The following is a 23,195-nucleotide window of genomic DNA, read 5'->3' as shown; positions in this document are numbered from 1 at the left end:
GGAGAGGATTCCGGGGCCGGCGTGGTTCACAGATCTTCGGTGACGGGCGACAGGTTGGTCCGCCGCTTCAGCCAATAGACGCCCAGCAGATCGACGACGCCGATCAGGCCGCGCCGCCAGTTGGTGTATTTCGACACGCCGCGCCCGCGCGGGCGGTGGTTGACCGGCACGTAGGCCACGGCGTGGCCGTGGGCGCGGAACAGCGCCGGCAGGAAGCGGTGCATGGCGCCGAAGAAGGGAAGATCGAGGAAGGCGTCGCGGCGGAACAGCTTCAGCCCGCAGCCGCTGTCGGCGCAGCCGTCCTGGAGGAAGGACTGGCGCACGGCGTTGGCGATCTTCGAGGCCCAGCGCTTCGACAGCGTGTCCTGGCGCTTCCTGCGCAGGCCACCGACGAGGACCGGCGAACCGGCCTCGCCCTTCGCCACCAGGGCGAACAGGGCGGGGATGTCGGCCGGGTCGTTCTGGCCGTCGCCGTCGAGCGTCACCACCCACTCGCCACGGGCGGCCTTGACGCCGCTGCGCACGGCGGCGCTCTGGCCGGAGCGGCGGCGATGGCGCAGCACGCGCAGACGGCCGGCCCGGACCGCCGGGGCGAGGCGCGCCTGGGTGTCGTCGTCGGACTGGTCGTCGACGAAGATGATTTCGAAGCCGCCCGTCCCGGAGGCCCCCGACGGGGCCAGCGCCCGCTCGATCTCGTCGAGCAGCGGAAGCACGTTGTCGGCCTCGTTGAAAACCGGAACCACGACCGAAAGCCGCACCGGCTGCCGGCTCTCCGGAAGATTGCTCACTGCTGCCATCCCACGCCCCGAAGGGGCCATTCATCGAACGGGCGGCAAAATACTCCCGCCGTCCTGGGAACGGTAGCGAAAAGGATGGGACGGGGCGGGGTCCTGCCCCGCTCCGTCCGCAAGCTCATCCGACGCGAAGGCGGCGGAGCGGAATCAGCCCTTCTTCTCCTCCAGCGGCAGCGGAACGTAGCGCAGGTCGCCGCCCCGGCTGACCAGCATCAGCAGGGTCTTGCGGCCCTGGCTGCGCGCCTGGTCGATGCGGGCGTCGAGATCGGCCGGGCTGTTGACCGGCTCCTGCCCGGCCTCGACGATGACGTCGCCGAGGTCGAGGCCGCGCTCCGACGCCGGGCTGTTGTCGCCGACCTCGGTCACCACCAGCCCCTCGACGTCGGCGGCGATGGAGAAGGTCTCGCGCAGGCCGGGCGTCAGCGGCGCCAGCTTCAGCCCCAGCACGGTCCTGCCCCCGTCCGGCTGGGCGGAGCGCGGCGGACCGCTCGACCCGGCGAGCGCCAGCTGCTGCGGCTCGTTGCGCAGTTCGCCGACCGTCACCGGCACCGAGTTCGGGCTGCCGCCGCGCACGATCCCCAGCGGCACCGTGCTGCCGATCGCGGCCGAGGCGACGACGCGCGGAAGCTGGCGCATCTGCTCGACCGGCTTGTCGCCGAAACGGGTGATGACGTCGCCCTGGCGGATGCCGGCCGCCGCCGCCGGGCCGTCGGGGGCGACGCTGGTGACCAGCGCGCCGTTGGTGTCGGCCATGCCCAGGCTCTCGGCGATGTCCGGCGTCACCCGCTGGACCTGCACGCCGAGCCAGCCGCGCCGCACCTTGCCGCCGTCCTTCAGCTGGTCGATGACCGGCTTGGCGATCGACGAGGGAATCGCGAAGCCGATTCCCACCGACCCGCCGGTCGGCGAATAGATGGCGGTGTTGATGCCGATGACGCCGCCGTCGGTGCCGTAGAGCGGCCCGCCGGAATTGCCCCGGTTGATCGAGGCGTCGGTCTGGAGATAGTCGTCGTAGGGGCCCTGCTGGATGTCGCGGGCGCGGGCCGACAGGATGCCGGCGGTGACCGATCCGCCCAGCCCGAACGGGTTGCCGATGGCGACCACCCAGTCGCCGACCTGCACCGCGTCGCTGTCGCCCCAGCGGGCGGCGGTCAGCGGCTTGGAGCTTTCGACCTTCAGCAGCGCGAGGTCGGTCGGCGCGTCGCTGCCGACCAGCTTGGCGGCCAGTTTGGTGCCGTCGTGCAGGGTGACGGAAATCTCCGCCGCCTCGGCCACCACATGGTGGTTGGTGACGATCAGGCCCGACGGATCGATGATGAAGCCGGAGCCGAGCGCCATCCCCTGCGGGCCCGACGGCGGGCCGCCGTCGCCACCGCCGCCGCCGCCACCGCCGCGCTGCCGGTTGCGGAACTCGCGGAAGAACTCCTCCAGCGGCGAGCCGGGCGGCACGTCCGGCCGGGCCTCCGCCCCCGCCGGCGCGCCCTGGGTGGTCGAGATGTTGACGACCGTGTCGACCTGGCTGCGGGCGAGCGCCGCGAAGGAGGGCGGCGCGTAGGTCTGGCTGGCGCCCGGAGCGGGAACCAGGGGGGATTGCGCCGGGGCCAGGGCTGGGCTTTGGGCCGGGGCCGCGTCCTGGGCGGCGGCCGGAAACGCGAACAGCGGCACGGCGACCGCGCCGGCCAGCGCGGTGGAGAGCGCCAGCGCCGGCAGGCGCCGGAAGAGAACGGACGAATGCGGCATGGACGGTCTCCGCCTGACGGACTTCGGGGCCCGGCAGGGACCCGTTCACCCTGCCAAACACGCCAGAGCGCCGTTCGGGTCCCTCCGCCTTTTGAAATTGCCCACACGCCCCACCCGCCTTTAAGGGGTTTTAAAAATCCGGAACCGGATCGCGCGGATCATCACGATTACCGCGAGCGGCGGCGCCATTGCCGCGAGCGGCAGCGCGGCCACAAATTCGTGATTCCTTGCAAAGTTATGCTGGTATTTTCGAGAGGAGTTTCCGATAGTCATCCGTACCGAAAACATCGCCCGCCAGCGTGAAGCCTGATGATGCCGATGCACGCGCCCGCGTGGTTCTGCGTCGGAAGCGTGCGATCCGGCCCAACATGCTGACGAATGACTCAAAATTCACTTTGGCAACCGAGCGATATAATGAACGCAGAAACCGGGAGCGAACCGGAGTCTCCCAAGAAGCGCGGGCGCATTCCGCAATCGGCGTGGCCTCAAATCCTTGAGCGCTACCACGGCGGCGCAACCCTGTCGGCGATCGCGCGCGAGTTCGAATGCACGCCGAGCGCGATCTCCTACATCATCAAGAAGGCCGAGGCCGCCGGCCAGGGTGAACTGCCGGTCGATGGCGAGCCCGCCGGCGGCGACGCCGCCGAAACCCCCGCTGCCGAAACGCCCGCCGCCGCTTCGGATGTTTCCGCTCCGGCCCTTTCCGCTCCGGCCGCCGCCGACGCGCCGGCCGCCGCCGAACCCGCGGTGAGTGCCGCCGCCGAGACGCCGGCCGCCCCGGCTCCAGCCACCGCCGAGGCCCGTCCGCGTCCGGCCGCCCGCGCCGGCCGCGCCACGCTGACCCGTGCGCCGCGCACGGAAGCGGCGGCGGAGCCCCAGCCGGCCGAGGCGCCGGCTCCGGCCGCGCCCTCCGCCCCGGCGTCCACGGAAACCCTGCGTCTCAACCGTCCGGAACCGGCCCCCCAGCCGGCGCCGCAGCCCGCTCCGCAGCCGGCCGCCGCACCGGCGGCAGCCGCTGCCGGCGCTCCGGCGGACACCGCGCCGCGCACGGCCGGCGGCCAGCCGACCCCGCCGGTGGACGCGGTGGAGGGACGCCTGCGCGACACCGCCAAGGCCTGCATCACGGCCTACCGCGGCTGGCGTCAGCAGCCCAACGAGGGGACCATCCAATCCCTGTCGGACACGGTGCACGAGCTTCGCAAGGCGCTCGCCCGCATCGAGATCGACATGTCGGCCAGCCGGCGCGAGGAACAGGCGATCCGCCCGATCCCCATTCCGGCCCACCGCGCCTCGCGCCGCACGCAGTAAAGGCGTCGCGTTCAAAATCAAAACGGGCGGATTTGTCGCCCGTTTCTTTAAAAGACCCCGTTCCGCTTGTGCGGTTCGGGGTCTTTTTCTACCGGCTTTCAATTCCCGCCCGGCCATCGCCCAGCCGGCGGCTGCCTGCACGCCCAGGCCCGGCACGCTCAGGCCCGCGCGGCCTCGGCCAGAATGGGTTGCGGGGCCACGCGCGGAAAGCGCAGGGTGAAGGTCACGCCCTCGCCCGGCCGGCTGTCGAGCCGGATGTGGCCGCGCAGGGTCCGGGTCACCAGCGTGTAGACGATGTTCAGGCCGAGCCCGCTGCCGCCGTTGTCGCGGCAGGTCGTGAAGAAGGGCTCGAACACCTTGCCCTGCAAATCCGACGGAATGCCCCGGCCGTCGTCGGCGTAGACCAGCGTCACCTCGTCGGCGCTTTCGGTCACGTCGATGCGCAGCGCGCCGCGCTGCCCCGCCTCGTAGCCGTGGGTGATCGAGTTCATCACCAGATTGGTCAGGATCTGGCCGAAGGCGCCGGGGTAGCTGTCCAGCGTCAGCTCCTCCGGACAGAGCACCGTCACCGCGTGGCCGGAACGGCGGATGCGCACGCCCAGGCTGCGCAGAACCTCCTGGATGTAATGGCTCAGCTCGAAGACCCGGCGCTCCTCGCTCGCCTGGTCGACGGCGATCTGCTTGAAGCTCTGGATCAGGCGGACGGCGCGCTCGATGTTGAGCAGCATCAGCTGCGCCGCCTCGTCGGCGGTGTCGATGTAATCGGCGAAATCGGCCCGCCGCATGGTGCCGGCCTCGAACAGCCCGCGCAGGCCCCGCGTCTTCTCCGCCAGCAGCGAGGCGCCGGTCAGGGCGATGCCGATCGGCGTGTTCACCTCGTGCGTCACCCCGGCCACCAGCGACCCCAGCACCGCCATCTTCTCCGCCTGGATCAGATGGACCTGCGCCTCCTTCAGGTCGTAGAGCGCGCGCTCCGCCTCCTCCTTGGCGGCGCGCACCGCCTCGGCCGAGCGCACGGCCTCGGTCACGTCGGCGTGGGAGCCGACGACGCGGAAGCCCCGCCCGTCGGGCTCCGGCACGGCGATGGAGCGGGTGTCGAGATAGACCCGGTGCCCCTCCTTGTGCTGGTAGCGCTGGAGCAGGTGGCTTTCCGTCAGCAGCCCGTCCGCCATCTGGCCGATCACCCGCAGGGTGTCGGCGGCGTCGTCGGGGTGGATCAGCTCCTCCCAGCGCTCGCGGCGGTTGTCCATCTCCGTCTCGTCATAGCCGAGCAGGCCCCACCATTGCGGCGAGAACCAGACCTCCCCGGCCTGCGGATTCCATTGCGAGACGCCCTCGTGCGCGGCGCGGACCGCCAGCTCGAACAGCTCGCGGCTGGCGGCCAGCTCGCGCTCGGTCCGCTTGCGCCCGGTGATGTCGGTGTAGGTGGTGACGAAGCCGCCGTCGGGAAGCGCCAGCGTCACCGTTTCGATGATCACCCCGTCGGGCCGCACGCGCTCGTTGTAGAAGGGCCAGGAGGCGTTGCGGATGTGGTCGAGCCGCTGCGCCACCAGATCGGTCACCACCCCGTCGCCGTAGCCGCCGCGCTCGGCGATGTGGCGGACGACCTCCTCGTAGGGCTGCTCGTAGCGCGGAAAGGCCGGGTCGATGCACAGAAGCTCCAGCACCCGCTGGTTCCAGGCGACCAGCCGCAGATTGCGGTCGAAGGCCATGACGCCCTGGCTGAGGCAGTCCAGGATCAGGCTGGTCCGCGCCCACGGCCCCTCCCCCCGGTCGGAGAGCGCCACCGACGCCTCCCACCCCGCCGGCCGCGCGGCCGACAGCAGCCATCCGCCGCCCTCGCCGCGTCCCAGCGACAGGTCGGCCGCCGGCCGGCCGGGCCGCCGGTGCGCCACCGTCTCCCCGGCGCGCAGGGCGGCCGCCGCCACCGGCCCGAGGAAGGCGTCGAGCGCCGCCCCCGGCTGGGTCGCGAACAGCGCGGCGAAGGCCGCGTTCGACCAGATCAACCGCCCGTCGGCGTCAAGACGGGCGAAGCCGGTTTCGGTCATGCGCGCTCGTTCCTCCTTCGCGGGGACCAGAGTCCAGAGATTGCCGGCGATTCCCGACAGAGTGGCATTTGCCGGCAGTGAACACGCATGGCGTCCCCTCCGCCCATTCTTGTCTCTCCGGGGTTGCCGGGCAAGCGGGAAGGCGTGCATCCGGCCATCGCTTTCCGCTTGAAATCGCCGACCCCCACCCTCTTATGGTCCGCTGCGCGCCCTTCGCCATCCCCCAAACCGCTGGCCGGGAAGGATTTTACCGATGTCCGACGTCGCGGCCTACGCCGGACTTTTTTTCGTCGCCCTGATCGCCGCGACAATTTTCCCCGCCCAGTCCGAACTGCTCCTGGCCAGCCTGCACGCGTCGGGACGCTACGACACCCTGACGCTGATTCTGGTGGCGACCGTCGGCAACGTCGCCGGATCGGCGGTCAACTGGGCGCTCGGCCGCTACCTGATGCATTTCCAGGACCGCCGCTGGTTTCCGGCGTCGCCGGCGCTGGTGGAGCGGGCGACCCGCTGGTACCGCCGCTTCGGCGTCTGGTCGCTGCTGCTGGCCTGGGTTCCGGTGATCGGCGATCCGCTGACCCTGGTCGCCGGAATCCTGCGCGTCGATTTCCGCCTGTTCCTGCTCCTGGTCACGCTGGGCAAGGCCGGACGCTACGTCGCGCTGATTGCGGCAATATGACACCATCCGCCTAACGTCCTGTTTTGACACAAGAAGACGCTTGAGCCGGAGCCCCGCGCGCAGTATCACCGGAGCCCGGAAGCCGGATTGACGCACCACCGGAAAGCCGTAATAAAATAAAGGCTTTTTAAAATTCCATGTCCGGTTGACCGAGGTCAATGGCCGTGGGACGGCGGGCGTCTATGGTCCGTTCCGCATTCAGTCCCGGAACCCAGGCCCCTCGACATGCCAGACGGAAGCATCGTTCAGCCGGAGAAGGCCCCGCTCACGCTGTTCGAAAGCCACAAGAAAGTTCACCCGAAGGCGGTCAAGGGTGTTTACCGCCGTCTCAAGACCCTGACCTTCGCGGTCCTGCTGGCGCTGTTCTTCATCGCGCCCTGGATCCGCTGGGAGCGCGGCGGCGACGCGCCGGCCCAGGCGGTGCTGTTCGACCTGACGACGCCCCGCTTCTTCATCTTCTGGATCGAGATCTGGCCGCAGGAGATCTATTACCTGACCGGCATCCTGATCGTCGCGGCGCTCGGGCTGTTCCTGGCCACCGCGCTGGCCGGGCGCGTCTGGTGCGGCTTCGCCTGCCCGCACACCGTGTGGACCGACCTGTTCGTGTGGATCGAGCGCGTCTTCGAGGGCGACCGGGCCGAGCGCATCCGCGGCGACAAGGCGCCCTGGACCGCGCGCAAGCTGCTGCGCAAGACCGGCAAGCACGCCGGCTGGATCGCGCTCAGCCTCGTCACCGGCTTCGGCTTCGTCGCCTATTTCACCGACGCGCCGGCCCTGGCGCGCGACCTCGTGACGTTCCAGGCCTCCTACGAATCCTACAGCTTCTTCGCGCTGTTCGCCGGCATGACCTACCTGATGGCCGGCTGGACCCGCGAGCAGATGTGCATGTACATGTGCCCGTGGCCGCGCATCCAGACCGCGATGCTGGACGAGCACAGCCTGGTCGTCACCTACCGGGCCGACCGTGGCGACAACCGCGCGCCCAAGCGCAAGTCGCAGAGCTGGGACGAGCGGCGGGCGCAGGGCTTCGGCGACTGCATCGACTGCGGCCAGTGCGTGCAGGTCTGCCCGGTCGGCATCGACGTGCGGACCGGCGAGCAGGCCGACTGCATCAACTGCGGCCTGTGCGTCGACGCCTGCGACAGCATCATGGTCGCCCAGGGCCTGCCGACCAAGCTGATCGCCTTCGATTCGCTGGCCGCCCAGGAAACGCGGGCGCAGGGCAAGACCTATTCCTGGCGCTTCTTCCGCCCGCGCAGCATCATCTACGCCCTGCTGATGCTGGTCATCGGCGGCGCCATGGCCTGGAGCTTCGCGCTGCGCCCCCGGCTTGACATCACGGTGCTGCGCGACCGCGCCCCGCTGTTCGTCGCCCTGTCGGACGGCGGCCTGCGCAACGCCTACACCTTCAAGGTCGCCAACAAGACCCGGCAGCCGCGCTCCTACGCCCTGACCGTCAGCGGCCTGACCGGGGCCGAGGTCAAGGTGGTCGGCGAGGACGAATCGGCCGAGACCCACGGCGCGACCATCTCCGCCTCGCCGGACAGCGTCGCGACCTACCGCGTCTACGTCACCGCCCCCAAGGCGAACGTGAAGGCGGCCTCCACCCCGCTGACCTTCCAACTGACCGACACCGGCAGCAAGGACAAGGACAGCCACGCCAGCGTGTTCCTGGGGCCGGCGACAGGAAACTGACACGGGGGCACGGCCCGCGCAGCCCTTCTCCCCTCGCGGGAGAGGGCTCTGGCGCAAGCGCCAGGGGGGTTCCCCCTCCGAAGGCGACCGCGAAAAGGTGGAGGCCCCTCCGCTTCGGCCTACCGCCTTTTCGCCCCGTCCCGAACGAGAACCCCACGCATGGACAGTGTGCGGAGCGCGCCGCACGCCTCACCTGACTCATCGAACGAGGGATGCACGTCCCGGAACGAGGTGAGGCAGCCATGCTCTTCGATTTCGAGCCCTCGGGCATCAACGACACCTACCTGCGCCTGACGCGCAACGGCCTGTCCTGCATCGTCGCCCCGGCGGGGGTGTGGAACGGGCTGCTGCGGGTCAACTACATCGTGTCCTCGGCCCCCGGCGCGGTGGAGCCGCACATGGTCTTCCGCTGCCTCGACGTCGGCTGGGACGACGGCCGCTTCTGCTGGAAGGGCAAGGCGGCGCCGGTGATGACCAGCTCCACCATGGTCGACATCATGCAGGAGCGCGGGCTGGTCAACGAGGCCGAGGCCGAGCGGCTGCTGTTCGGCATCAACAGCCCGGCGGCCGGCGCCTCGTCGGACGAGGCGCTGATGGTGCGCGCCCTGCTGTCCGGTTGCAGCTTCACCCCGGTCTACGACGACACGCCGCTGCGCGGCGAACCGCCGGCCGTGGTCGGCTTCGCCCTGCGCACCCTGTCCGATCCCGGCGCCTACATGCTCGAGGCGCGGGCCGGCGTGCCGGTGCTCGACCCGGCGGCGCGCGACGCCCTGAAGCGGCAGACCGGCGTGCTGTTCTGACCGGCCCCCGGCCCAGCCCGACCTTCCTGTTGGACCTTTGGGCGATGGAAACTGTCACAGACCACGGGCATTCTGTGGTCATCGGACATGGAGCGTCACACCCGCGATCATCCGCCTCCCCGCAGGCCCATCACCGGGCCCCATCCAAGGACCAGCCGGACATGCGCACGAACCTCGCCGACCGCTGCACCTCCCTGATCGGGCGCGCCCGCGCCGTTCTCAGCCGTCCCCTGCGCAACCGCCCCTTCATCCGCAAGCCGCTGGGCCGCCGCATGCGGATGGAGCTGCTGGACCTGGAACTGTTCCGCAACGACCTCCACGGCTGACGCGGGGCACGGCTGACGCGGGGCACGGCTGACGCCGGCTCCGTCCGGCCAGCCCGACCTACTTGACCAGATGCTCGTAACGGGCGTCGGTCAGCGTCTTCAGGAAGGCGACCAGCGCCCGGATGCGGCGGTCGTCCAGCGCCGGGCCGGTTTCCAGCTCCGTCATCGACAGGGTGCCCGCCACCTCCGGCTTGCCCCAGGGCTTGCCCGTCTCCGGGTTGGTCGCCCCCTTGGCGGTGCGGCTGTTGTAGCTGTTGTAGAAGCGGACCACCGTTTCGAGTTCCTGGAACACCCCGTTGTGCATGTAAGGGCCGGTGACGGCGACGTTGCGCAGCGTCGGGGTCTTGAACTTGCCGTCCTGCGCCGCGCTGGCGGCCGCCGGATTCTCGCGCAGGCCGTGATCGACATGCTTCGGCCCCTTGCCGTTGGCCGCGCGCAGCGCCGCGTTGACCGGCACGCCGATGTTGTGGTGCTCGTAGTTGGTGAAGGTCTCGCCCGGCGAGGCCGGGATCCGCTTCAACTGGTGGCACAGGTTGCAGTTGGTGAACTGGGTCGAGAAGAACAGGGTCATTCCCAGATCCTCCTCCGGCGACATCCTGTACTCGCCGCGCAGGTAGCGGTCGTACTTCGAATCGAAGGGGGCGAAGGCGTCGGTTTCCTCGAAGCGGGCGATCGCGTCGCTCATCGCGTCGAAGGCGCGGCCGGCGTCGTCCAGCACCCCGGTGCCGTACAGCGCGACGAAGGCGCGGGCGTAGGACGGATTCTCGGCCAGCCGCTGCCGCACCTGCTCCTTGGAGGCCATGCCCATCTCGCCGGGATTCAGCGGCGGGCCGCCCGCCTGCTCCTTCAGCGTCGCCGCCCGGCCGTCGTGGAACTGCCCGCCGACCGCGCGGCCCTTGGCGTTGAAGGAGAAGGCCGGGCTGAACTTCGCGTAGGCGGCGCTCGGCGCGTTGCGGTCGCCGATCGACCTGCCGTCGGCCCCGATCGACGCGGCGCCGCCGACGCCGCCGTCGCGCGGGTCGGCGAAGCCGGCCATCGGGTTGTGGCAGTCGGCGCAGGATTGCGTGCGGTTGAAGGAGAGGGCGGTGTCGGAGAACAACGCCTCGCCCAGCGTCTCCCTGGTCGGCGGATCCCCGGCCGCGGCGGGGGGCGCCGCGAAGGCCAGCAGCAGAGCGGCGGGCAGGACGGCGCGGCGGAAACGGGACGAGGTGAAGATCGGCATGACGACACTCCGGAAACCGGCCCGCAAAGCCCGCGGACCGGCGCCACTATGAGCGTTCCGGCTTAACCAAGCATGAGAATCGCTCGCAGCCGGGTGAGGCAGATTGCCGCCCGCCCCTTTTCCCGGCCGCCGCCCTACTCCCTGGCGAGCAGGTCGCGGATGGCGTTGACCAGCGGCTTCATGTGGAAGGTCGATTCGGGCGACACGGCGACGGTGCCGCCGGCCGCCTCCACCGCCTCGGCCACCACCGGGCCGACGGCGGCGATGCGGGTGTTGCGGAAGGCCGCGCGGAAGGCGTCGGACAGGCCACAGGCCTCCGCCACCTCGTGCAGGCGGCGCACCTGGGGCGAGGCGGTGAAGGCGACGAAATCGATGCGCCCGGCCGCCATCTCGCGGATCGCCGTTTCCACGGCGCCGGTTTCGGAATCGGAGGCGTAGCGGTAGGGCGTCACCGCCACCGGCTCGCCGCCGCGCGCCCGCACCGCGTCGAGCAGGACCGCGTTGGGGTTGTCGGGGTAGAGCTGGACGCCGACCGTCCGCCCCGACAGATCCTCGTCGGCCAGCGCCTGGATGACGCCGTCCGTCGTCGGGGCCGGGGCCAGCTTGTACGGCCCGAGGCCGATCTCGCGCAGCGCCTTGACCGGCTTCGGCCCGCGCACGAAGATCCGGGTGCGGCCGAGGGCGGCGACGACCTCCGCCTCCCGCCCGTCGGCGCGGGCGACCGTCATCAGGCGGCGCAGCCCCTCGCCGGTGAGCAGCACGACGTCGTGGAATCCGCCGGCCACCAGCCGGTCGAGCCAGCCCCGCGCCGGGGCGGGGTCGTCGAGGTCGAGGATCTTCACCATCGGGCAGCGGATCGTCTCCGCGCCGTGCTGCTCCATCATGCCGGCGAACAGGTCGAGGTCCCGGCTTTCCGGCACCAGAATCCGCCGCCCCGCCAGATCGCCGCCCATGCCGTCCCCGCGCTTGCCAAGTTTCATCCCGCCGAGCCTAGCAGGCGCCACCCGCCCCCGTCACCCCCATCCCGGCAAGGGGTAGTCCGTCACACGTTCTGGCGGCGGCAGTGCAGCAGGCTGAACAGGCCGAAGGGCGGCACGGTCCGCACGCTCTCCACCGCCAGCCGCGAGCCCTGCATCAGCGACTCCATGGTGAAGTCGGGGCGCCAGCCGAGCTTCTTCGACAGGGGCGCCAGCCAGCCCTCGACCGCGCGGCGGATGCCGGGGCGCGGGGCGGCGAAATGGTTGACGATCACGATGTCGCCGCCCGGCTTGCAGACGCGCTCCAGCTCGGCCATGGTGCCCTGCGGGTCGGGGACCACCGTCATCACATACATGGCGACCACCACGTCGAAGCTGTCGTCGGCGAAGGCCAGCTTGCCGGCGTCCATCTCCAGCAGCCCCTCGACATGGTCGAGCCCCTCGCGCGCCACCCGCTCCTGCGCCACCTTCAGCATGTCGGTGGACAGGTCGATGCCGACGACGCGGTTGTCCTTGCGGTAGTCCGACAGCGACAGCCCGGTGCCGACGCCGACCTCCAGGATGCGCCGGCCGCCCCGGCGGTTCAGCCAGGCGACCGCGGCGTGGCGGCCCGACGCCAGCAGCACGCCGAACACCCGGTCGTAGAAGCCGGCGTAGCGGCGGTAGGCGGCGCGGATCGAATCGGCGTCCATGTCCTCTGCTCTCCCATTCCAGCGTCCCGAGAGTCGCGGCCGACGAGCCGCCAGGCCGGCGCGGCCGCACCATAACCGGCTTCCCGCCGCAATGAAAGTGACACGGAAGGAGGAACCGGCCGGAATCGCAAGATGATCTCCCATTCTTCTTGGCGGCCGAGTCCGGCGACTTTCCGCCTTCTGTTTATTTTGAACGATCGATCAAAAACCCATCGCCCTGGCGCAGCGGAGTTCATGGCGTCGTCTTCCTTTCCCCCCGGCATGAAGACTCGTCCCCCCTCCAAGCGCTCCCTTGGCGTTCCTTGCCGACCGTGCGATTCTCGGATCGTCAGGCCACCCCGCGATGGACGCGCCCCGCACCGGGACGACGGCGGTTTTCACGGCCGGGAGGAACGCACCATGAAGACTTTTGGCATCGCCGCATCCGCCCTCGTCCTGGCCCTCGCCGTCGGAGCGCCCGCCATCGGGACGCCGGCCATGGCCGCCACCCCGCAGCAGGAAAAGATGCAGGCCTGCAACGCCGACGCGACCGGCAAGGGCCTGAAGGGCGACGAGCGCAAGAGCTTCATGAGTTCCTGCCTGTCCAACAAGCCGGCCGCCGCCGCCACGGCCAAGACGATGACCCCGCAGCAGGAGCGGATGAAGAAGTGCAACGCGGACGCGACCGGCAAGACCGGCGACGACCGCAAGGCCTTCATGAGCGCCTGCCTGAAGGGCTGAGCCCCCGCCGCCGCGACGGCGCCCGGCCCGCCCACCCGTCCACCCGTCCACCCGGAGGACCTAAAGCACACTTTATGCTTGGCCGTTGACTTTGCCGGCGGTTCCTGTCGAAATCGCCGGCAAGGGAGACATTTCATGGCCGACAGAAGCCGGATCTATGGCGTGACGGAGCTGGCGGCGGAGTTCGACCTGACGCCGCAGGCCCTGCGCTTCTACGAGGAGAAGGGGCTGCTGTCGCCGCAGCGCGCCGCCGGACGGCGGGTCTTCACCTACCGCGACCGGGCGCGCCTGATCCTGATCCTGAAATTCCGCCGCGTCGGCTTCTCGCTCGACCAGATCGCCGAATATCTCGCCCATTACCGCTCCGGCCGGCCCAGCGCCTGCCAGTACCGCGACGGGCTGGCCAAGATCCGCGGCCGGCTGTCGGCGCTGGAGCGGATGCAGGCGGAGATCGCCGACATCGTGAGCGACCTGAAGCTGATGGAGCGGGACGCCGAACGGCGGCTCGCCGCCTGCGAGGCGGCGGCCGCCGAATGACGCCCGCCCCGAAACAATCACCAGAAAAACCCCACCACCCAAAAACCAAAGAACCGGGAGTGACACCAATGTTGCGCGGAATGATGATGGGGGTCCCCCTGCTGGTCACGTCGGTGCTGCGCCACGCGGCGCGGTACCACGCCGACACCGAGATCGTGTCGCGCACCACCGAGGGGCCGATCCACCGCTACACCTACGCCGACGCCTGGGCGCGGTCGCAGCGGCTGGCCAACGCCCTGGCGGCGCTCGGCCTTCAGCCCGGCGACCGGGTCGGCACGCTGGCCTGGAACGGCTACCGCCATCTGGAATGCTATTACGGCATCGGCGGCTCCGGCATGGTCTGCCACACCATCAACCCGCGCCTGTTCCCCGAGCAGATCGCCTACATCGTGAACCACGCCGAGGACCGCGTGCTGTTCACCGACCTGACCTTCATCCCGCTGCTGGAGGGCATCGCCGACCATCTGACCGGCGTGAAGGCCATCGTGGTGATGACCGACGCCGCCAACATGCCGCGGTCCAGCCTGCCCAACCTGCTGTGCTACGAGGATCTGCTGGCCGAACAGCCGGCGGAGTTCGCCTGGCCGGACCTCGACGAGAACACCGCCTGCGGCATGTGCTACACCTCGGGCACCACCGGCAACCCGAAGGGCGTCCTCTACAGCCACCGCTCGTCGGTGCTGCACGCCATGGCGGCCTGCCTGCCCGACGTCTTCGGCCTGTCGGCCTCCGACGTGGTGCTGCCGGTGGTGCCGATGTTCCACGTCAACGCCTGGGGCGTGCCCTACGCGGCGCCGATGGTCGGCGCCAAGCTGGTCTTCCCCGGCGCCAAGCTGGACGGCGCCAGCCTGCACGAGCTGTTCGAGGCGGAGGGCGTCACCAACACCGCCGGCGTGCCCACGGTCTGGCTCGCCCTGCTGAACTGGCTGCACGCCAACGGCAAGACCCTGACCACCATGCGCCGCATCGCCATCGGCGGCTCCTCCTGCCCGCCGGTGATGATCCAGCGCTTCAAGGAGATGGGGATCGAGGTCCTGCACGCCTGGGGCATGACCGAGACCAGCCCGCTCGGCCTCGCCAACACGCCCAAGAGCAAGCACAGGGGGCTCGACGCCGACGAGGCGCTGGCGCTGGCCTCCAAGCAGGGGCGGCCGATCTTCGGCGTGCAGTTCCGCGTCGTCGACGAGTCCGGCGCCGACGTGCCGCGCGACGGCCGCAGCTTCGGCCGGCTGCTGGTGCGCGGCCCCACCGTCTGCTCCGGCTATTTCGGCCTGGACTCCAGCCCGGCCCACGAGACCGAGCCCGGCTGGTTCGAGACCGGCGACGTGGTGACGATGGACGGCGACGGCTATGTCCAGATCGTCGACCGCACCAAGGACGTCATCAAGTCGGGCGGCGAGTGGATCAGCTCCATCGACCTGGAGAACATCGCCGTCGGCCATCCCGCCGTGCAGGAGGCCGCCGCCGTCGCCATCCCCGACGAGAAATGGGGCGAGCGCCCGATGCTGGTCGTCGTGGTGAAGGAGGGCGCCAGCCTGACCCGCGAGGAGCTGCTGGCGGTGTTCGAGGGCAAGGTCGCCAAATGGTGCATCCCCGACGACGTCCGCTTCGTCGAGGCCCTGCCCCATACCGCGACCGGCAAGCTGCTGAAGAGCACCATCCGCGAGATGGTGACGAATCCGGCCACCGCCTGAGGGCGGCGGCTTCGGCCTCCGGCGTCCCCGCCCCGCTCCCCTTCCACGCCGCCCCCTTCCACGCCGGAAGGGGGCTTTTTCGTCGCTCTCCCGTGCCGGCCCCGGCAACGCGACGCGCCTCCCCCAAATGAAAATGAGAAGCCCTCGCATTTTTCGGTGAGGGAAGCGGGCCTCCCGTTCGTCTTTGGGGCGGGGGCGGTGCTTCCTGTCGGGGTGGGTCCTGCGGAGAGTATGAGATGAGCGCTGGCAAGTCGCGCACGCGGCTGTGGTTCCTGTGGCATTCCTGGCTGGCGATGCCGATCTGGGCCTTTCTGTTCTTCATTTGCGTGACCGGCACCGTCGCCGTGGTCAGCACCGAGCTCATGTGGCTGGTCGATCCCTCCATGCGGGCGTCGGGCGAGGGCGAGCCGCTGCCGCCCAGCGCGCTGATCGCCGCCGCCGAGAAGGCGGCGCCGGACGGCCGGGTCACCTCGCTGAGCTGGGGCGGATCCCACATGGCGGTGGGCGCCCGCATGGCGATGCCCGACGGCACCTTCACCACCGCCTGGATCAACCCGGTCAGCGGGGTCGTCCAGGGCCTGTCCACCGGCAACTCGTTCCGCCAGTTCTTCCGCGCGCTGCACGGCTGGCTGATGACCTTCCCGGTCGGCTGGTATCTGGTGTCGGCGATGGCGGTCCCGCTGGTCGGGTCGCTGGTCACCGGGCTGGTGGTCTACAAGAAATTCTGGAAATCCTTCTACCAGCCGCGCATCCGCTGGAAACAGGCGCCGCGCGTGATGTGGGGCGACCTGCACCGCGTCGCCGGCACCTGGTCGATCTGGTTCATCGCCGTCATCGCCGTCACCAGCCTGTGGTTCCTGATCTACATGGCGCTGATCCATCTCGGCATGGGGCTGGGCGGCAGCAAGCCGCCGGTGATGCTGGCGCGCGACCAGATCCCGGTGGCGGCGGCCAGCCCCAAGCCCGACGCCGACGCCATCCTCGCCACCGCCATGGCCACCCTGCCCGACATGCGGCTGCGCTTCCTGGGGCTGCCGGGGACCGCCTACGACCCGGCGACGGTGATCGGCACCAGCGGGCAGGTGCCGCTGCTGCCCGACTTCATCCGCATCAACCCCTTCGACGCCTCGGTGATCGTCGTCGAGGGCGGGCTGGACGGCGCGTCCGGCATCGAGCTGACCCGCACCATCATGCGGGCGCTCCACACCGGCGATTTCGGCGGCCTGCCGATCAAGCTGATCTGGTTCGCCTTCGGCGCGCTGATGAGCACCCTGATCTTCAGCGGCATGCTGATCTGGATGAAGCGGACGGCGCGCGCCACCATGGAGGTGGTCCGCGCGGTCAAGACGGCGAGGGCCTCCTCCAATGCGTAAGCTCTGGCAGCGCGGCAAGTTCCATCTCAGCGCGCTGATGATGCTGGTGCCGCTTCCCTTCCTGCCCAACTATTTCAGCCCGAAGCCGATCTTCGCGCCGCCCGAGATCCGGCGCGACGTCAGCGCCGGCCCCTTCCCGATCACGCTGGTCACCCACGACGAGGCGCCGCACCGGGGCGTCACGGGGGAGCGGCTGAAGGAGTACCACATCCACCTCCGCCCGGCCGACATCGACAAGGTGCGCGGGGTCTTCCTGCGCGTCGGCAAGCCGCGCAGCCTGCGCGCCGCCGGGGCGCTCGGTTTCGGCAACCCGTACGAGCGCGAGGCCGAGGTCACGGTGCCGGCCGATCCGACCGGGACCGAGGAGCTGTGGGTGACGGTCGAGGACTGGAACGGGCAGGTCCATCAGGCATCGACGCCGCTGGCCGGCTTCTTGGGAGGGACATGATGACCGCACGCTTTTCCGTTCCGGCCGCCGCCGCCGCTGCCCTGGCCGCCCTGGCCGCCCTGGCCGCCCTGTGCGCGGCCTCCACGGCCCAGGCCCACTACCCGATCTGCGAATGCAGGATGACGGACGGCCGGACGGTGGTTTGCACCGGCGGCTTCTCCGACGGGTCGAAGGCGCCGGGCGTGGTGCTCGACGTCATCGCCTACGACGAGCAGGTGCTGGTCAAGGGCAAGCTGGGCGAGGATTCCACCCTGTCCTTCGCGCGCCCGGCCCAGGATTTCTACGTCCTGTTCGACGCCGGCCCCGGCCACACGGTCGAGATCGAGCACACCGCCATCAAGTAGGGTCCTCCACCCCATGCATCAGCAGATCGTCCGCCGCGCGGGGGCCGAGCGCGAGACCCTGTGGGTCCTGCTCGCCGCCGGCCTGATCCTCGCCACCGCCGGCGCGGCGGTCGGGCTGCGGCCGGCGCCGGAGGCCGACGCGCCGCCCGCCGCCCACCAGATCGACTCCCGCACCGGCCTGACCGCCGCCGAACAGGGGCTGCACGCCGACCTCAAGGTGGCGGCCGACGAGATCGCCGCCCTGCGCAAGGCCGACGGCCGGGCGCCGGCCCCGGCCGATCTGGCCGCCCAGGCCCTGCCGCCCTTCGCCGCCGACGCCAGCGCCACGGCGCGCGGCGGCCATGCCTGGACCCTGACGGAAGGCGGGGGCAACGCCGCCTACGCCGGCCTGTCCGCCGCGCCCGAGACGGCCGGCTCGCTGGTCCTGCTGCTGGACGGGCATGGCGACGGCCATGAGGGCGACCATGCCCCCGAGATCTGGCTGAAGCGCGCCGCCGAGGCGCCGCCCGCCCGCCTCGACGAGGCGTCGCTGGCCGCCGCCGGCTGGAAGCGGATCACCTCCACCTTCACCGCCGGTGTGACCCGATGAACTTTTTCCCGAACCGCCGCCGGTTCCTCGCCGCCACGCTGGCGGCCGGCGTCCTGCCCGCAGGCATCGCCCGTGCCGCCGCCCCCGCCGCCGCCCCCACCGCCGATCGCAAGCGCTTCGGCGTCACCCTGCACCCCTATTATTCCTACGTCGCCAACATCGTCGGCGACCGGGCCGAGGTGGTGCCGATCATCCCCGCCGGCTTCAACCCGCACGCCTACGAGCCGCGCCCGGAGGACATCCAGCGCATCGGCGGCCTCGACGCCATCGTGCTGAACGGCATCGGCCACGACGATTTCGCCGGGCGGATGATCGCCGCCTCGTCCAGGCCCAAGCTGCCGGCGGTCGAGGCCAACGCCGACGTGCCGCTGCTGCCCGCCGCCGGGTCGGCGGCGCGGGCGTCGGGCAAGGTGGTCAACCCGCACAGCTTCCTGTCGATCACCGGCTCGGTGCTCCAGGTCGCCACCATCGCCCGCGAGCTGGGAAAGCTCGACCCGGCCAACGCCGAGGCCTACACCGCCAACGCGCGGGCCTATTCCCGCAGGCTGCGCCAGCTCCGCGCCGACGCGCTCGCCAGGCTGGCGGGCGCCGGCGACACCCGGCTGCGCGTCGCCACCATCCACGGCGCCTACGACTATCTGCTGCGCGAGTTCGGGCTGGAGGTCTCCGCCGTCGTCGAGCCGGCGCACGGCATCGAGCCGAGCCCGGCGCAGCTCGCCGAGACCATCGCGACGATGCGCAAGCTCGACGTCCAGGTGATCTTCTCGGAGCTGAACTTCCCCAGCGCCTATGTCGAGACGATCCGCCGCGAGACCGGCATCCGCCTCCACGCCTTCTCCCACATCTCGCACGGCGACTACGCCGCCGACCTGTTCGAGCGCGAGATGACCCGCAACATGGACACGCTGGTCCAGGCGATGCTGGAGGCCAGGCCGTGAGCGCCCGCAACGGGAACGGCCCCGGCATCCTGTTCGACCGGGTGGACCTGACGCTCGGCCGCACCGCGATCCTGGAGCAGGTGTCGCTGTCGGTCGCGCCGGGCGCCGTGCACGCGGTGGTCGGCCCCAACGGCGGCGGCAAGTCGTCGCTGATCCGCGCCCTGCTGGGGCAGGCGCCGCACCGGGGCACCATCCGGCTCGACTGGCCGGGCGACGGCCCCGGCACCGTCGCCTATGTCCCGCAGGCGGTCGAGTTCGACCGCGGCCTGCCGCTGACGGTGGAGGATTTCCTGGCCGTGCTGTGCCAGCGCCGCCCGGCCTTCCTGGGGCCGGACCGGTCCATGGGCTACGGCGAGGCGCTGGCCCGCGTCGGCATGGCCGGCAAGGGCCGCCGCCGCTTCGGCGCCCTGTCGGGCGGCGAGCGCCAGCGCGTCCTGCTCGCCCAGGCGCTGATCCCGGCGCCCGACCTGATCATCCTCGACGAGCCGATGACCGCGCTCGACGAGGCCGGCGTCGCCATCTTCGAATCGCTGCTGGCCGGGCTGACCGCCGCCGGCACCACCATCCTGTGGGTCGAGCACGACCTCGCCCAGGTGCGCCGCCTCGCCACGCGGGTGTCGGGGCTGAACCGGCGCGTGCTGTTCGACGGCCCGCCGGCGGACATGCTGTCGCCCGAACAGGTGCTCGACCTGTTCTCCGCCGTCCCCCGCCGCAAGGCGGAGGCGGAGGCGGAGGCGGAAGCAAGCCAGCCCGCCGCCCGGAGGATGGCGTCATGAGCTTCGAAACCCTGCGCGCCCTGATCCAGGGCTGGGCGGAAGCCGGGCTGCTGCCCGCCGGGCTGACCCACGGCTTCCTGGTCAACGCCCTGCTGTCCGGTCTGGTCATCGGCCCGGTGCTGGGCGGGCTCGGCACGCTGGTGGTGACCAAGCGGCTGGCCTTCTTCTCGGAAGCCGTCGGCCACGCGGCGCTGACCGGCGTCGCCATCGGCATCCTGGTGGGGGAGCCCTACACCGGCCCCTACGCCAGCCTGTTCGGCTACTGCCTGCTGTTCGCGCTGCTGGTCAACTACACGCGCAACCGCAGCAACCTGACCTCCGACACGCTGATCGGCGTCTTCCTGTCGGTGTCGCTGGCGCTCGGCGCCAGCCTGCTGCTGATCCTGGCCAGCCGGGTCAACATCCACATCCTGGAGAATGTGCTGTTCGGCTCGGTTCTGACGGTGGACGACCGCGACCTGACGGTGCTGCTGGTCGTCGCGCTGGGCGTCACGTTGCTGATGCTGCCGCTGTTCAACCGGCTGCTGCTGGCCAGCTTCAACCCGGCGCTGGCGCGGGTGCGCGGCGTGCCGGTGAAGGGGCTCGACTATCTGTTCATCGTGCTGGTGACGGTCGTCACGGTCGCCTCGGTCAAGATCATCGGCGCCATCCTGGTCGGCGCCCTGCTGGTGATCCCGGCCGCCGCCGCCCGCGTCGTCGCCACGTCGCTGCGGGGATTCTTCCTGCTGTCCGTCGCCTTCGCCAGCGTGGCGGCGGTGGCCGGGATCCTGCTGCCGGTGCAGTTCGCCCTGCCGGTGCCGTCGGGCGGCGCCATCATCCTGGCGGCCGGGCTGCTGTTCCTGGGGGCGCTGCTGGCGCGTTTCATGACGAGAGGGGAAGAGGGATGAAGCGCGTCACGCTCACGGCGCTTCTGTTGCTGGCGACGGCCCCGGCCGCTCCGCTGACGGCACGGGGCGCCCTCGCCGAGACGGTGCTGGCCGGCCACCCCGTCACCGCCGGGCTGGCCCAGGCGCTGACCCAGGGCACCGGCGTCGCGGTCGAGGCGGTAGTGCCGCCCGCCATCCCGATGGGCCGCCAGCTCTCCTTCCTCGGCGGGCGCGGCGAGGCCAAATTCGCCGAGGCGGCGCGCAAGGCCGACGCGGTGCTGACGCTGCGCTCGGTCTGGACCGACGACCCGCTCTACCCGCTGGCGCGGCGCGCCAACATCCGGCTGGTCGAGATCGACGCCGCCCGGCCGGTGGACGGCGCCCTGCCCGGCATCGCGCTGCGCGAGGGCGCCGCCTTCCCCTGGCTCGGCGTCGCCAACGCCGGGCGGATGGCCGACATCCTGGCGGCCGACCTGCGGCGCCTCTACCCGGCCTCCGCCCCCGCCATCGACGCCAACCTCGCCACGGTCAAGCGCGGGCTGCTGGCGCTGTCCGCGCAGACGGCGCGGAGCTTCGCCGCGCTGCCCGACCCGTCGGTGGCGGCGCTGTCCGACCGCTTCGCCATGCTCGCCGCCGATTTCGGGCTCGACCTGCGCCGGGTGTGGACCCACGACGACCGCGACTGGACGCCGGAGCGCCTGGCCGAACTGACCGCCTTCCTGAAGGCCGAGCGCATCCCGGCGGTGCTGCACCACCGCCAGCCGGCCCCGGAGATCGCCAGGGCCGTCGCCGACGGCGGCGCCCGCCTGGTCGTGCTGGACAGCCTGGAAAGCGGCCCGCCCGCCGCCATCGACGCCGCGCTGGCGCGGATCGCCGAACAGGTGGAGGCCGGCCTGCGCTGAGCGGGCGCCCTCCCTGGACCGCTCAGCCCGGACCGCCTTCCCTGGACCGCTCAGCCGGCGTCGGGCAGCGGGGCCGCCGGATCGACCAGACCGGCGGCGCGCAGCTCGCGCCAGAAATCGGCCGGGACCGTCTCCTCCAGGGCGGCGCGGTCCTCGGCGATGCGGTCCGGCCGGCTCGCGCCGGGGATCACCGCCGCGACGGCCGGATTGGCCAGCGCGAATTGCAGGCCGGCGGCCTTCATCCCGACGCCGTGGCGGTCGGCGATTCCCTTGATCCGCGCCACCTTGTCGAGGATCGCCGGCGTGGCGGGCGCGTACTCGAAGTTCGGCCCGCCGACCAGCGCGCCCGAGCTGTAGGGGCCGCCCACGACGATGCCCAGGCCGCGCTCCGCCACCATCGGCATCACCCGCTGCAACGCGCGCCCATGGTCCAGCAGGGTGTAGCGGCCGGCGAGCAGGAAGCCGTCGGGCCGGTTGCCCTCCAGCCCGAGCAGCAGCTCGATCGGCTCCACCCGGTTGACGCCCAGGCCCCAGGCCTTGATCACGCCCTCGTCGCGCAGGCGGTCGAGCGTCTTGAAGGCGCCCTTGCGCGCGCTCTCGAACACGCCGAGCCAGTCGTCGCCGTAGAAATCCTGCGCCACGTCGTGCACCCAGACGATCTCGACATGGTCGGTCTTCAGCCGCTTCAGGCTGTCCTCGATCGAGCGCAGCGTCGCGTCCGCCGAATAGTCGTTCACGACCCGGTTGGGGCGGCCATGCCTGAAGACGTCGCCCTTCTCGCCCTGGTCGCGGGCGGCGACGTCCTCGACCTCGTCGAGGATCACGCGGCCGACCTTGGTGCTGACGACGTAATCGCCGCGCGGCCGCCCGGCCAGCGCCTCGCCCATGCGGATCTCCGCGAGGCCGGCGCCGTAGAAGGGCGCGTTGTCGAAGTACCGGATGCCGTCGTTCCAGGCGGCGTCCACGGTGGCCCGCGCCTCCTCCTCGGGGATCGCGCGGAACATGTTGCCGAGCGGCGCGGTGCCGAAGCCGAGGCGGCCGGGCAGGATGTCCTTCAGTGCCATTGTCTTGTCCTTCGCGGAAGAGGGGGAACGCGGAATGGGAACGGACGGCAGGCGGCGGATCTGGCGGGCTCCGGCCCATCGCCGGCTGCGGTCCCCGGCCGGCGATGTCGCGCGCGAGGTCTCGGCGGAGGCTCTCGGCAAAGCCTCCCGGCGGAAGGCCGGCCCGGTCCGGTGAGGCGCCCGGCGGGCCGGGGAGACGCTCAATTCGACGGCGTTGCCAGCCCCAGCAGCATGGCGACCAGCCCGCTGTCGCTGATGGCCATGGCGGCCTGTCCGGGGCTCAGCCAGCGGCGGTCCCGCTCGTGCCGTTCGGGCCACTCGTCGAGTTCCTCGCGCACCTCCAGCAGAAAGACGGTGACCTCGCATTCGACCGAGCGGCCGGCCGCCAGGCGTTTCTCGTAGCGGTAGGAGCCGTAGGGACGCTTCCTGACCTTGCCCGTCACCCCGGCTTCCTCGAAGGCCTCGCGGGCCGCCATCGCGCGCGGCTTGATGCCCTTCTCCGCCCAGCCCTTCGGGATGATCCAACGCCGCGTCTCGCGCGACGTGACGAGCAGCACCTGGGGAATCGTCCCGGAGAGCCGGTACGGCAAGGCGGCATACTGGGTGCGGGGGGACGAGGTTCTCATGCACTGTATGTTCCCCGTTCGCCGCCCGATTTCAACC

24 protein-coding genes are annotated in these 23,195 nt (G+C 71.0%); 16 read left to right on the top strand and 8 right to left on the bottom strand.

Annotated features, from left to right (window positions below; genetic code table 11):
• Positions 1-26: 26 nt before the first annotated feature.
• Together JN22_RS07960 and JN22_RS07955 are read right to left on the bottom strand one after the other, a co-directional pair.
• On the bottom strand, positions 27-797 hold the full coding sequence (locus tag JN22_RS07960; RefSeq protein ID WP_085553368.1) for a glycosyltransferase: 771 nt from the start codon (positions 795-797) through the stop codon (positions 27-29).
• A gap of 144 nt (positions 798-941) precedes the next feature.
• Complete coding sequence (locus JN22_RS07955; RefSeq protein WP_085553367.1) at positions 942-2,534, bottom strand: Do family serine endopeptidase; 1,593 nt, start codon at positions 2,532-2,534, stop codon at positions 942-944.
• Positions 2,535-2,948: 414 nt separating this feature from the next.
• On the opposite strand from JN22_RS07955, the gene JN22_RS07950 reads away from it, so the two are divergent.
• Complete coding sequence (locus JN22_RS07950) at positions 2,949-3,842, top strand: hypothetical protein (RefSeq protein WP_085553366.1); 894 nt, start codon at positions 2,949-2,951, stop codon at positions 3,840-3,842.
• Positions 3,843-4,000: 158 nt separating this feature from the next.
• Here JN22_RS07950 and JN22_RS07945 read toward each other — a convergent pair whose 3' ends face one another.
• Positions 4,001-5,890 (bottom strand): PAS-domain containing protein, encoded by a 1,890-nt coding sequence (locus tag JN22_RS07945; RefSeq protein ID WP_085553365.1) that lies wholly within the window; start codon positions 5,888-5,890, stop codon positions 4,001-4,003.
• A 253-nt stretch (positions 5,891-6,143) separates the two neighbouring features.
• Here JN22_RS07945 and JN22_RS07940 point away from each other — a divergent pair, with 253 nt between their 5' ends.
• The 4 genes from JN22_RS07940 to JN22_RS07925 all read left to right on the top strand — a co-directional run bounded on the left by JN22_RS07940 (position 6,144) and on the right by JN22_RS07925 (position 9,390).
• The gene (locus JN22_RS07940) at positions 6,144-6,569 is read left to right on the top strand and encodes a YqaA family protein (protein WP_085553364.1); all 426 of its coding nucleotides are present in this window, start codon (positions 6,144-6,146) and stop codon (positions 6,567-6,569) included.
• A 225-nt stretch (positions 6,570-6,794) separates the two neighbouring features.
• Complete coding sequence (gene ccoG / locus JN22_RS07935) at positions 6,795-8,264, top strand: cytochrome c oxidase accessory protein CcoG (RefSeq protein WP_085553363.1); 1,470 nt, start codon at positions 6,795-6,797, stop codon at positions 8,262-8,264.
• A 242-nt stretch (positions 8,265-8,506) separates the two neighbouring features.
• On the top strand, positions 8,507-9,064 hold the full coding sequence (locus JN22_RS07930; RefSeq protein WP_085553362.1) for a hypothetical protein: 558 nt from the start codon (positions 8,507-8,509) through the stop codon (positions 9,062-9,064).
• A 161-nt stretch (positions 9,065-9,225) separates the two neighbouring features.
• Positions 9,226-9,390: a hypothetical protein gene (locus tag JN22_RS07925; protein ID WP_179166075.1), complete on the top strand. Its 165-nt coding sequence runs from the start codon at positions 9,226-9,228 to the stop codon at positions 9,388-9,390.
• A gap of 58 nt (positions 9,391-9,448) precedes the next feature.
• Here the strand turns inward: JN22_RS07925 and JN22_RS07920 are convergent, their stop codons facing one another.
• The 3 genes from JN22_RS07920 to JN22_RS07910 all read right to left on the bottom strand — a co-directional run bounded on the left by JN22_RS07920 (position 9,449) and on the right by JN22_RS07910 (position 12,281).
• Positions 9,449-10,612 (bottom strand): cytochrome-c peroxidase, encoded by a 1,164-nt coding sequence (locus JN22_RS07920; protein ID WP_085553361.1) that lies wholly within the window; start codon positions 10,610-10,612, stop codon positions 9,449-9,451.
• 134 nt (positions 10,613-10,746) lie between these two features.
• Entirely contained in the window at positions 10,747-11,592 is an 846-nt protein-coding gene (locus JN22_RS07915; protein ID WP_223677616.1) for a uroporphyrinogen-III synthase, read from the bottom strand.
• 62 nt (positions 11,593-11,654) lie between these two features.
• Entirely contained in the window at positions 11,655-12,281 is a 627-nt protein-coding gene (locus JN22_RS07910; RefSeq protein ID WP_085553359.1) for a class I SAM-dependent methyltransferase, read from the bottom strand.
• Between the two features lie 399 nt (positions 12,282-12,680).
• On the opposite strand from JN22_RS07910, the gene JN22_RS07905 reads away from it, so the two are divergent.
• From JN22_RS07905 to JN22_RS07855, 11 genes are all read left to right on the top strand, one after another.
• Positions 12,681-13,001, top strand: a complete 321-nt coding sequence (locus tag JN22_RS07905) for a PsiF family protein (protein ID WP_085553358.1) — start codon at positions 12,681-12,683, stop codon at positions 12,999-13,001.
• Positions 13,002-13,136: 135 nt separating this feature from the next.
• On the top strand, positions 13,137-13,538 hold the full coding sequence (locus JN22_RS07900) for a MerR family transcriptional regulator (protein ID WP_085553357.1): 402 nt from the start codon (positions 13,137-13,139) through the stop codon (positions 13,536-13,538).
• Positions 13,539-13,606: 68 nt separating this feature from the next.
• Positions 13,607-15,232 (top strand): 3-(methylthio)propionyl-CoA ligase, encoded by a 1,626-nt coding sequence (locus JN22_RS07895; protein ID WP_085553356.1) that lies wholly within the window; start codon positions 13,607-13,609, stop codon positions 15,230-15,232.
• A 236-nt stretch (positions 15,233-15,468) separates the two neighbouring features.
• Entirely contained in the window at positions 15,469-16,605 is a 1,137-nt protein-coding gene (locus JN22_RS07890) for a PepSY-associated TM helix domain-containing protein (RefSeq protein ID WP_085553355.1), read from the top strand.
• Positions 16,598-17,053 carry a hypothetical protein gene (locus JN22_RS07885; RefSeq protein ID WP_085553354.1) on the top strand — a complete coding sequence of 152 codons (456 nt, stop codon included), beginning with the start codon at positions 16,598-16,600 and terminating at the stop codon, positions 17,051-17,053. Before JN22_RS07890 ends, JN22_RS07885 begins: the two co-directional genes overlap by 8 nt.
• On the top strand, positions 17,050-17,397 hold the full coding sequence (locus JN22_RS07880; RefSeq protein WP_223677615.1) for a hypothetical protein: 348 nt from the start codon (positions 17,050-17,052) through the stop codon (positions 17,395-17,397). Before JN22_RS07885 ends, JN22_RS07880 begins: the two co-directional genes overlap by 4 nt.
• A gap of 13 nt (positions 17,398-17,410) precedes the next feature.
• On the top strand, positions 17,411-17,986 hold the full coding sequence (locus tag JN22_RS07875) for a DUF6162 family protein (protein WP_085553352.1): 576 nt from the start codon (positions 17,411-17,413) through the stop codon (positions 17,984-17,986).
• The gene (locus JN22_RS07870; RefSeq protein WP_085553351.1) at positions 17,983-18,924 is read left to right on the top strand and encodes a metal ABC transporter solute-binding protein, Zn/Mn family; all 942 of its coding nucleotides are present in this window, start codon (positions 17,983-17,985) and stop codon (positions 18,922-18,924) included. The genes JN22_RS07875 and JN22_RS07870 overlap by 4 nt, the downstream gene beginning before the upstream one ends.
• Positions 18,921-19,700, top strand: a complete 780-nt coding sequence (locus JN22_RS07865; protein ID WP_085553350.1) for a metal ABC transporter ATP-binding protein — start codon at positions 18,921-18,923, stop codon at positions 19,698-19,700. Before JN22_RS07870 ends, JN22_RS07865 begins: the two co-directional genes overlap by 4 nt.
• Complete coding sequence (locus JN22_RS07860; RefSeq protein WP_085553349.1) at positions 19,697-20,587, top strand: metal ABC transporter permease; 891 nt, start codon at positions 19,697-19,699, stop codon at positions 20,585-20,587. Before JN22_RS07865 ends, JN22_RS07860 begins: the two co-directional genes overlap by 4 nt.
• A complete protein-coding gene (locus tag JN22_RS07855) occupies positions 20,584-21,468 on the top strand; it encodes a metal ABC transporter substrate-binding protein (protein ID WP_085553348.1) in 885 nt (294 codons plus the stop codon). Before JN22_RS07860 ends, JN22_RS07855 begins: the two co-directional genes overlap by 4 nt.
• 50 nt (positions 21,469-21,518) lie before the next feature.
• Here JN22_RS07855 and JN22_RS07850 read toward each other — a convergent pair whose 3' ends face one another.
• Together JN22_RS07850 and JN22_RS07845 are read right to left on the bottom strand one after the other, a co-directional pair.
• Entirely contained in the window at positions 21,519-22,532 is a 1,014-nt protein-coding gene (locus tag JN22_RS07850) for an aldo/keto reductase (protein ID WP_085553347.1), read from the bottom strand.
• A gap of 200 nt (positions 22,533-22,732) precedes the next feature.
• Complete coding sequence (locus JN22_RS07845) at positions 22,733-23,158, bottom strand: NUDIX hydrolase (protein ID WP_085553346.1); 426 nt, start codon at positions 23,156-23,158, stop codon at positions 22,733-22,735.
• Between the last annotated feature and the right edge of the window lie 37 nt (positions 23,159-23,195).

Origin of the sequence: Azospirillum agricola (assembly GCF_020005195.1) — a bacterium.
GTDB lineage: Bacteria > Pseudomonadota > Alphaproteobacteria > Azospirillales > Azospirillaceae > Azospirillum > Azospirillum agricola.
This window is presented reverse-complemented; position numbering and strand designations above follow the sequence as displayed.

Coding starts and splice junctions, on each gene's coding strand:
- JN22_RS07930 (WP_085553362.1), top strand. CDS start 8,507: ATGCTCTTCGATTTCGAGCCCTCGGGCATCAACGACACCTACCTGCGC.
- JN22_RS07950 (WP_085553366.1), top strand. CDS start 2,949: ATGAACGCAGAAACCGGGAGCGAACCGGAGTCTCCCAAGAAGCGCGGG.
- JN22_RS07850 (WP_085553347.1), bottom strand. CDS start 22,532: ATGGCACTGAAGGACATCCTGCCCGGCCGCCTCGGCTTCGGCACCGCG.
- JN22_RS07885 (WP_085553354.1), top strand. CDS start 16,598: ATGCGTAAGCTCTGGCAGCGCGGCAAGTTCCATCTCAGCGCGCTGATG.
- ccoG (WP_085553363.1), top strand. CDS start 6,795: ATGCCAGACGGAAGCATCGTTCAGCCGGAGAAGGCCCCGCTCACGCTG.
- JN22_RS07910 (WP_085553359.1), bottom strand. CDS start 12,281: ATGGACGCCGATTCGATCCGCGCCGCCTACCGCCGCTACGCCGGCTTC.
- JN22_RS07845 (WP_085553346.1), bottom strand. CDS start 23,158: ATGAGAACCTCGTCCCCCCGCACCCAGTATGCCGCCTTGCCGTACCGG.
- JN22_RS07915 (WP_223677616.1), bottom strand. CDS start 11,592: ATGAAACTTGGCAAGCGCGGGGACGGCATGGGCGGCGATCTGGCGGGG.
- JN22_RS07920 (WP_085553361.1), bottom strand. CDS start 10,612: ATGCCGATCTTCACCTCGTCCCGTTTCCGCCGCGCCGTCCTGCCCGCC.
- JN22_RS07895 (WP_085553356.1), top strand. CDS start 13,607: ATGTTGCGCGGAATGATGATGGGGGTCCCCCTGCTGGTCACGTCGGTG.
- JN22_RS07960 (WP_085553368.1), bottom strand. CDS start 797: ATGGCAGCAGTGAGCAATCTTCCGGAGAGCCGGCAGCCGGTGCGGCTT.
- JN22_RS07945 (WP_085553365.1), bottom strand. CDS start 5,890: ATGACCGAAACCGGCTTCGCCCGTCTTGACGCCGACGGGCGGTTGATC.
- JN22_RS07890 (WP_085553355.1), top strand. CDS start 15,469: ATGAGCGCTGGCAAGTCGCGCACGCGGCTGTGGTTCCTGTGGCATTCC.
- JN22_RS07855 (WP_085553348.1), top strand. CDS start 20,584: ATGAAGCGCGTCACGCTCACGGCGCTTCTGTTGCTGGCGACGGCCCCG.
- JN22_RS07925 (WP_179166075.1), top strand. CDS start 9,226: ATGCGCACGAACCTCGCCGACCGCTGCACCTCCCTGATCGGGCGCGCC.
- JN22_RS07860 (WP_085553349.1), top strand. CDS start 19,697: ATGAGCTTCGAAACCCTGCGCGCCCTGATCCAGGGCTGGGCGGAAGCC.
- JN22_RS07870 (WP_085553351.1), top strand. CDS start 17,983: ATGAACTTTTTCCCGAACCGCCGCCGGTTCCTCGCCGCCACGCTGGCG.
- JN22_RS07875 (WP_085553352.1), top strand. CDS start 17,411: ATGCATCAGCAGATCGTCCGCCGCGCGGGGGCCGAGCGCGAGACCCTG.
- JN22_RS07940 (WP_085553364.1), top strand. CDS start 6,144: ATGTCCGACGTCGCGGCCTACGCCGGACTTTTTTTCGTCGCCCTGATC.
- JN22_RS07900 (WP_085553357.1), top strand. CDS start 13,137: ATGGCCGACAGAAGCCGGATCTATGGCGTGACGGAGCTGGCGGCGGAG.
- JN22_RS07880 (WP_223677615.1), top strand. CDS start 17,050: ATGATGACCGCACGCTTTTCCGTTCCGGCCGCCGCCGCCGCTGCCCTG.
- JN22_RS07905 (WP_085553358.1), top strand. CDS start 12,681: ATGAAGACTTTTGGCATCGCCGCATCCGCCCTCGTCCTGGCCCTCGCC.
- JN22_RS07955 (WP_085553367.1), bottom strand. CDS start 2,534: ATGCCGCATTCGTCCGTTCTCTTCCGGCGCCTGCCGGCGCTGGCGCTC.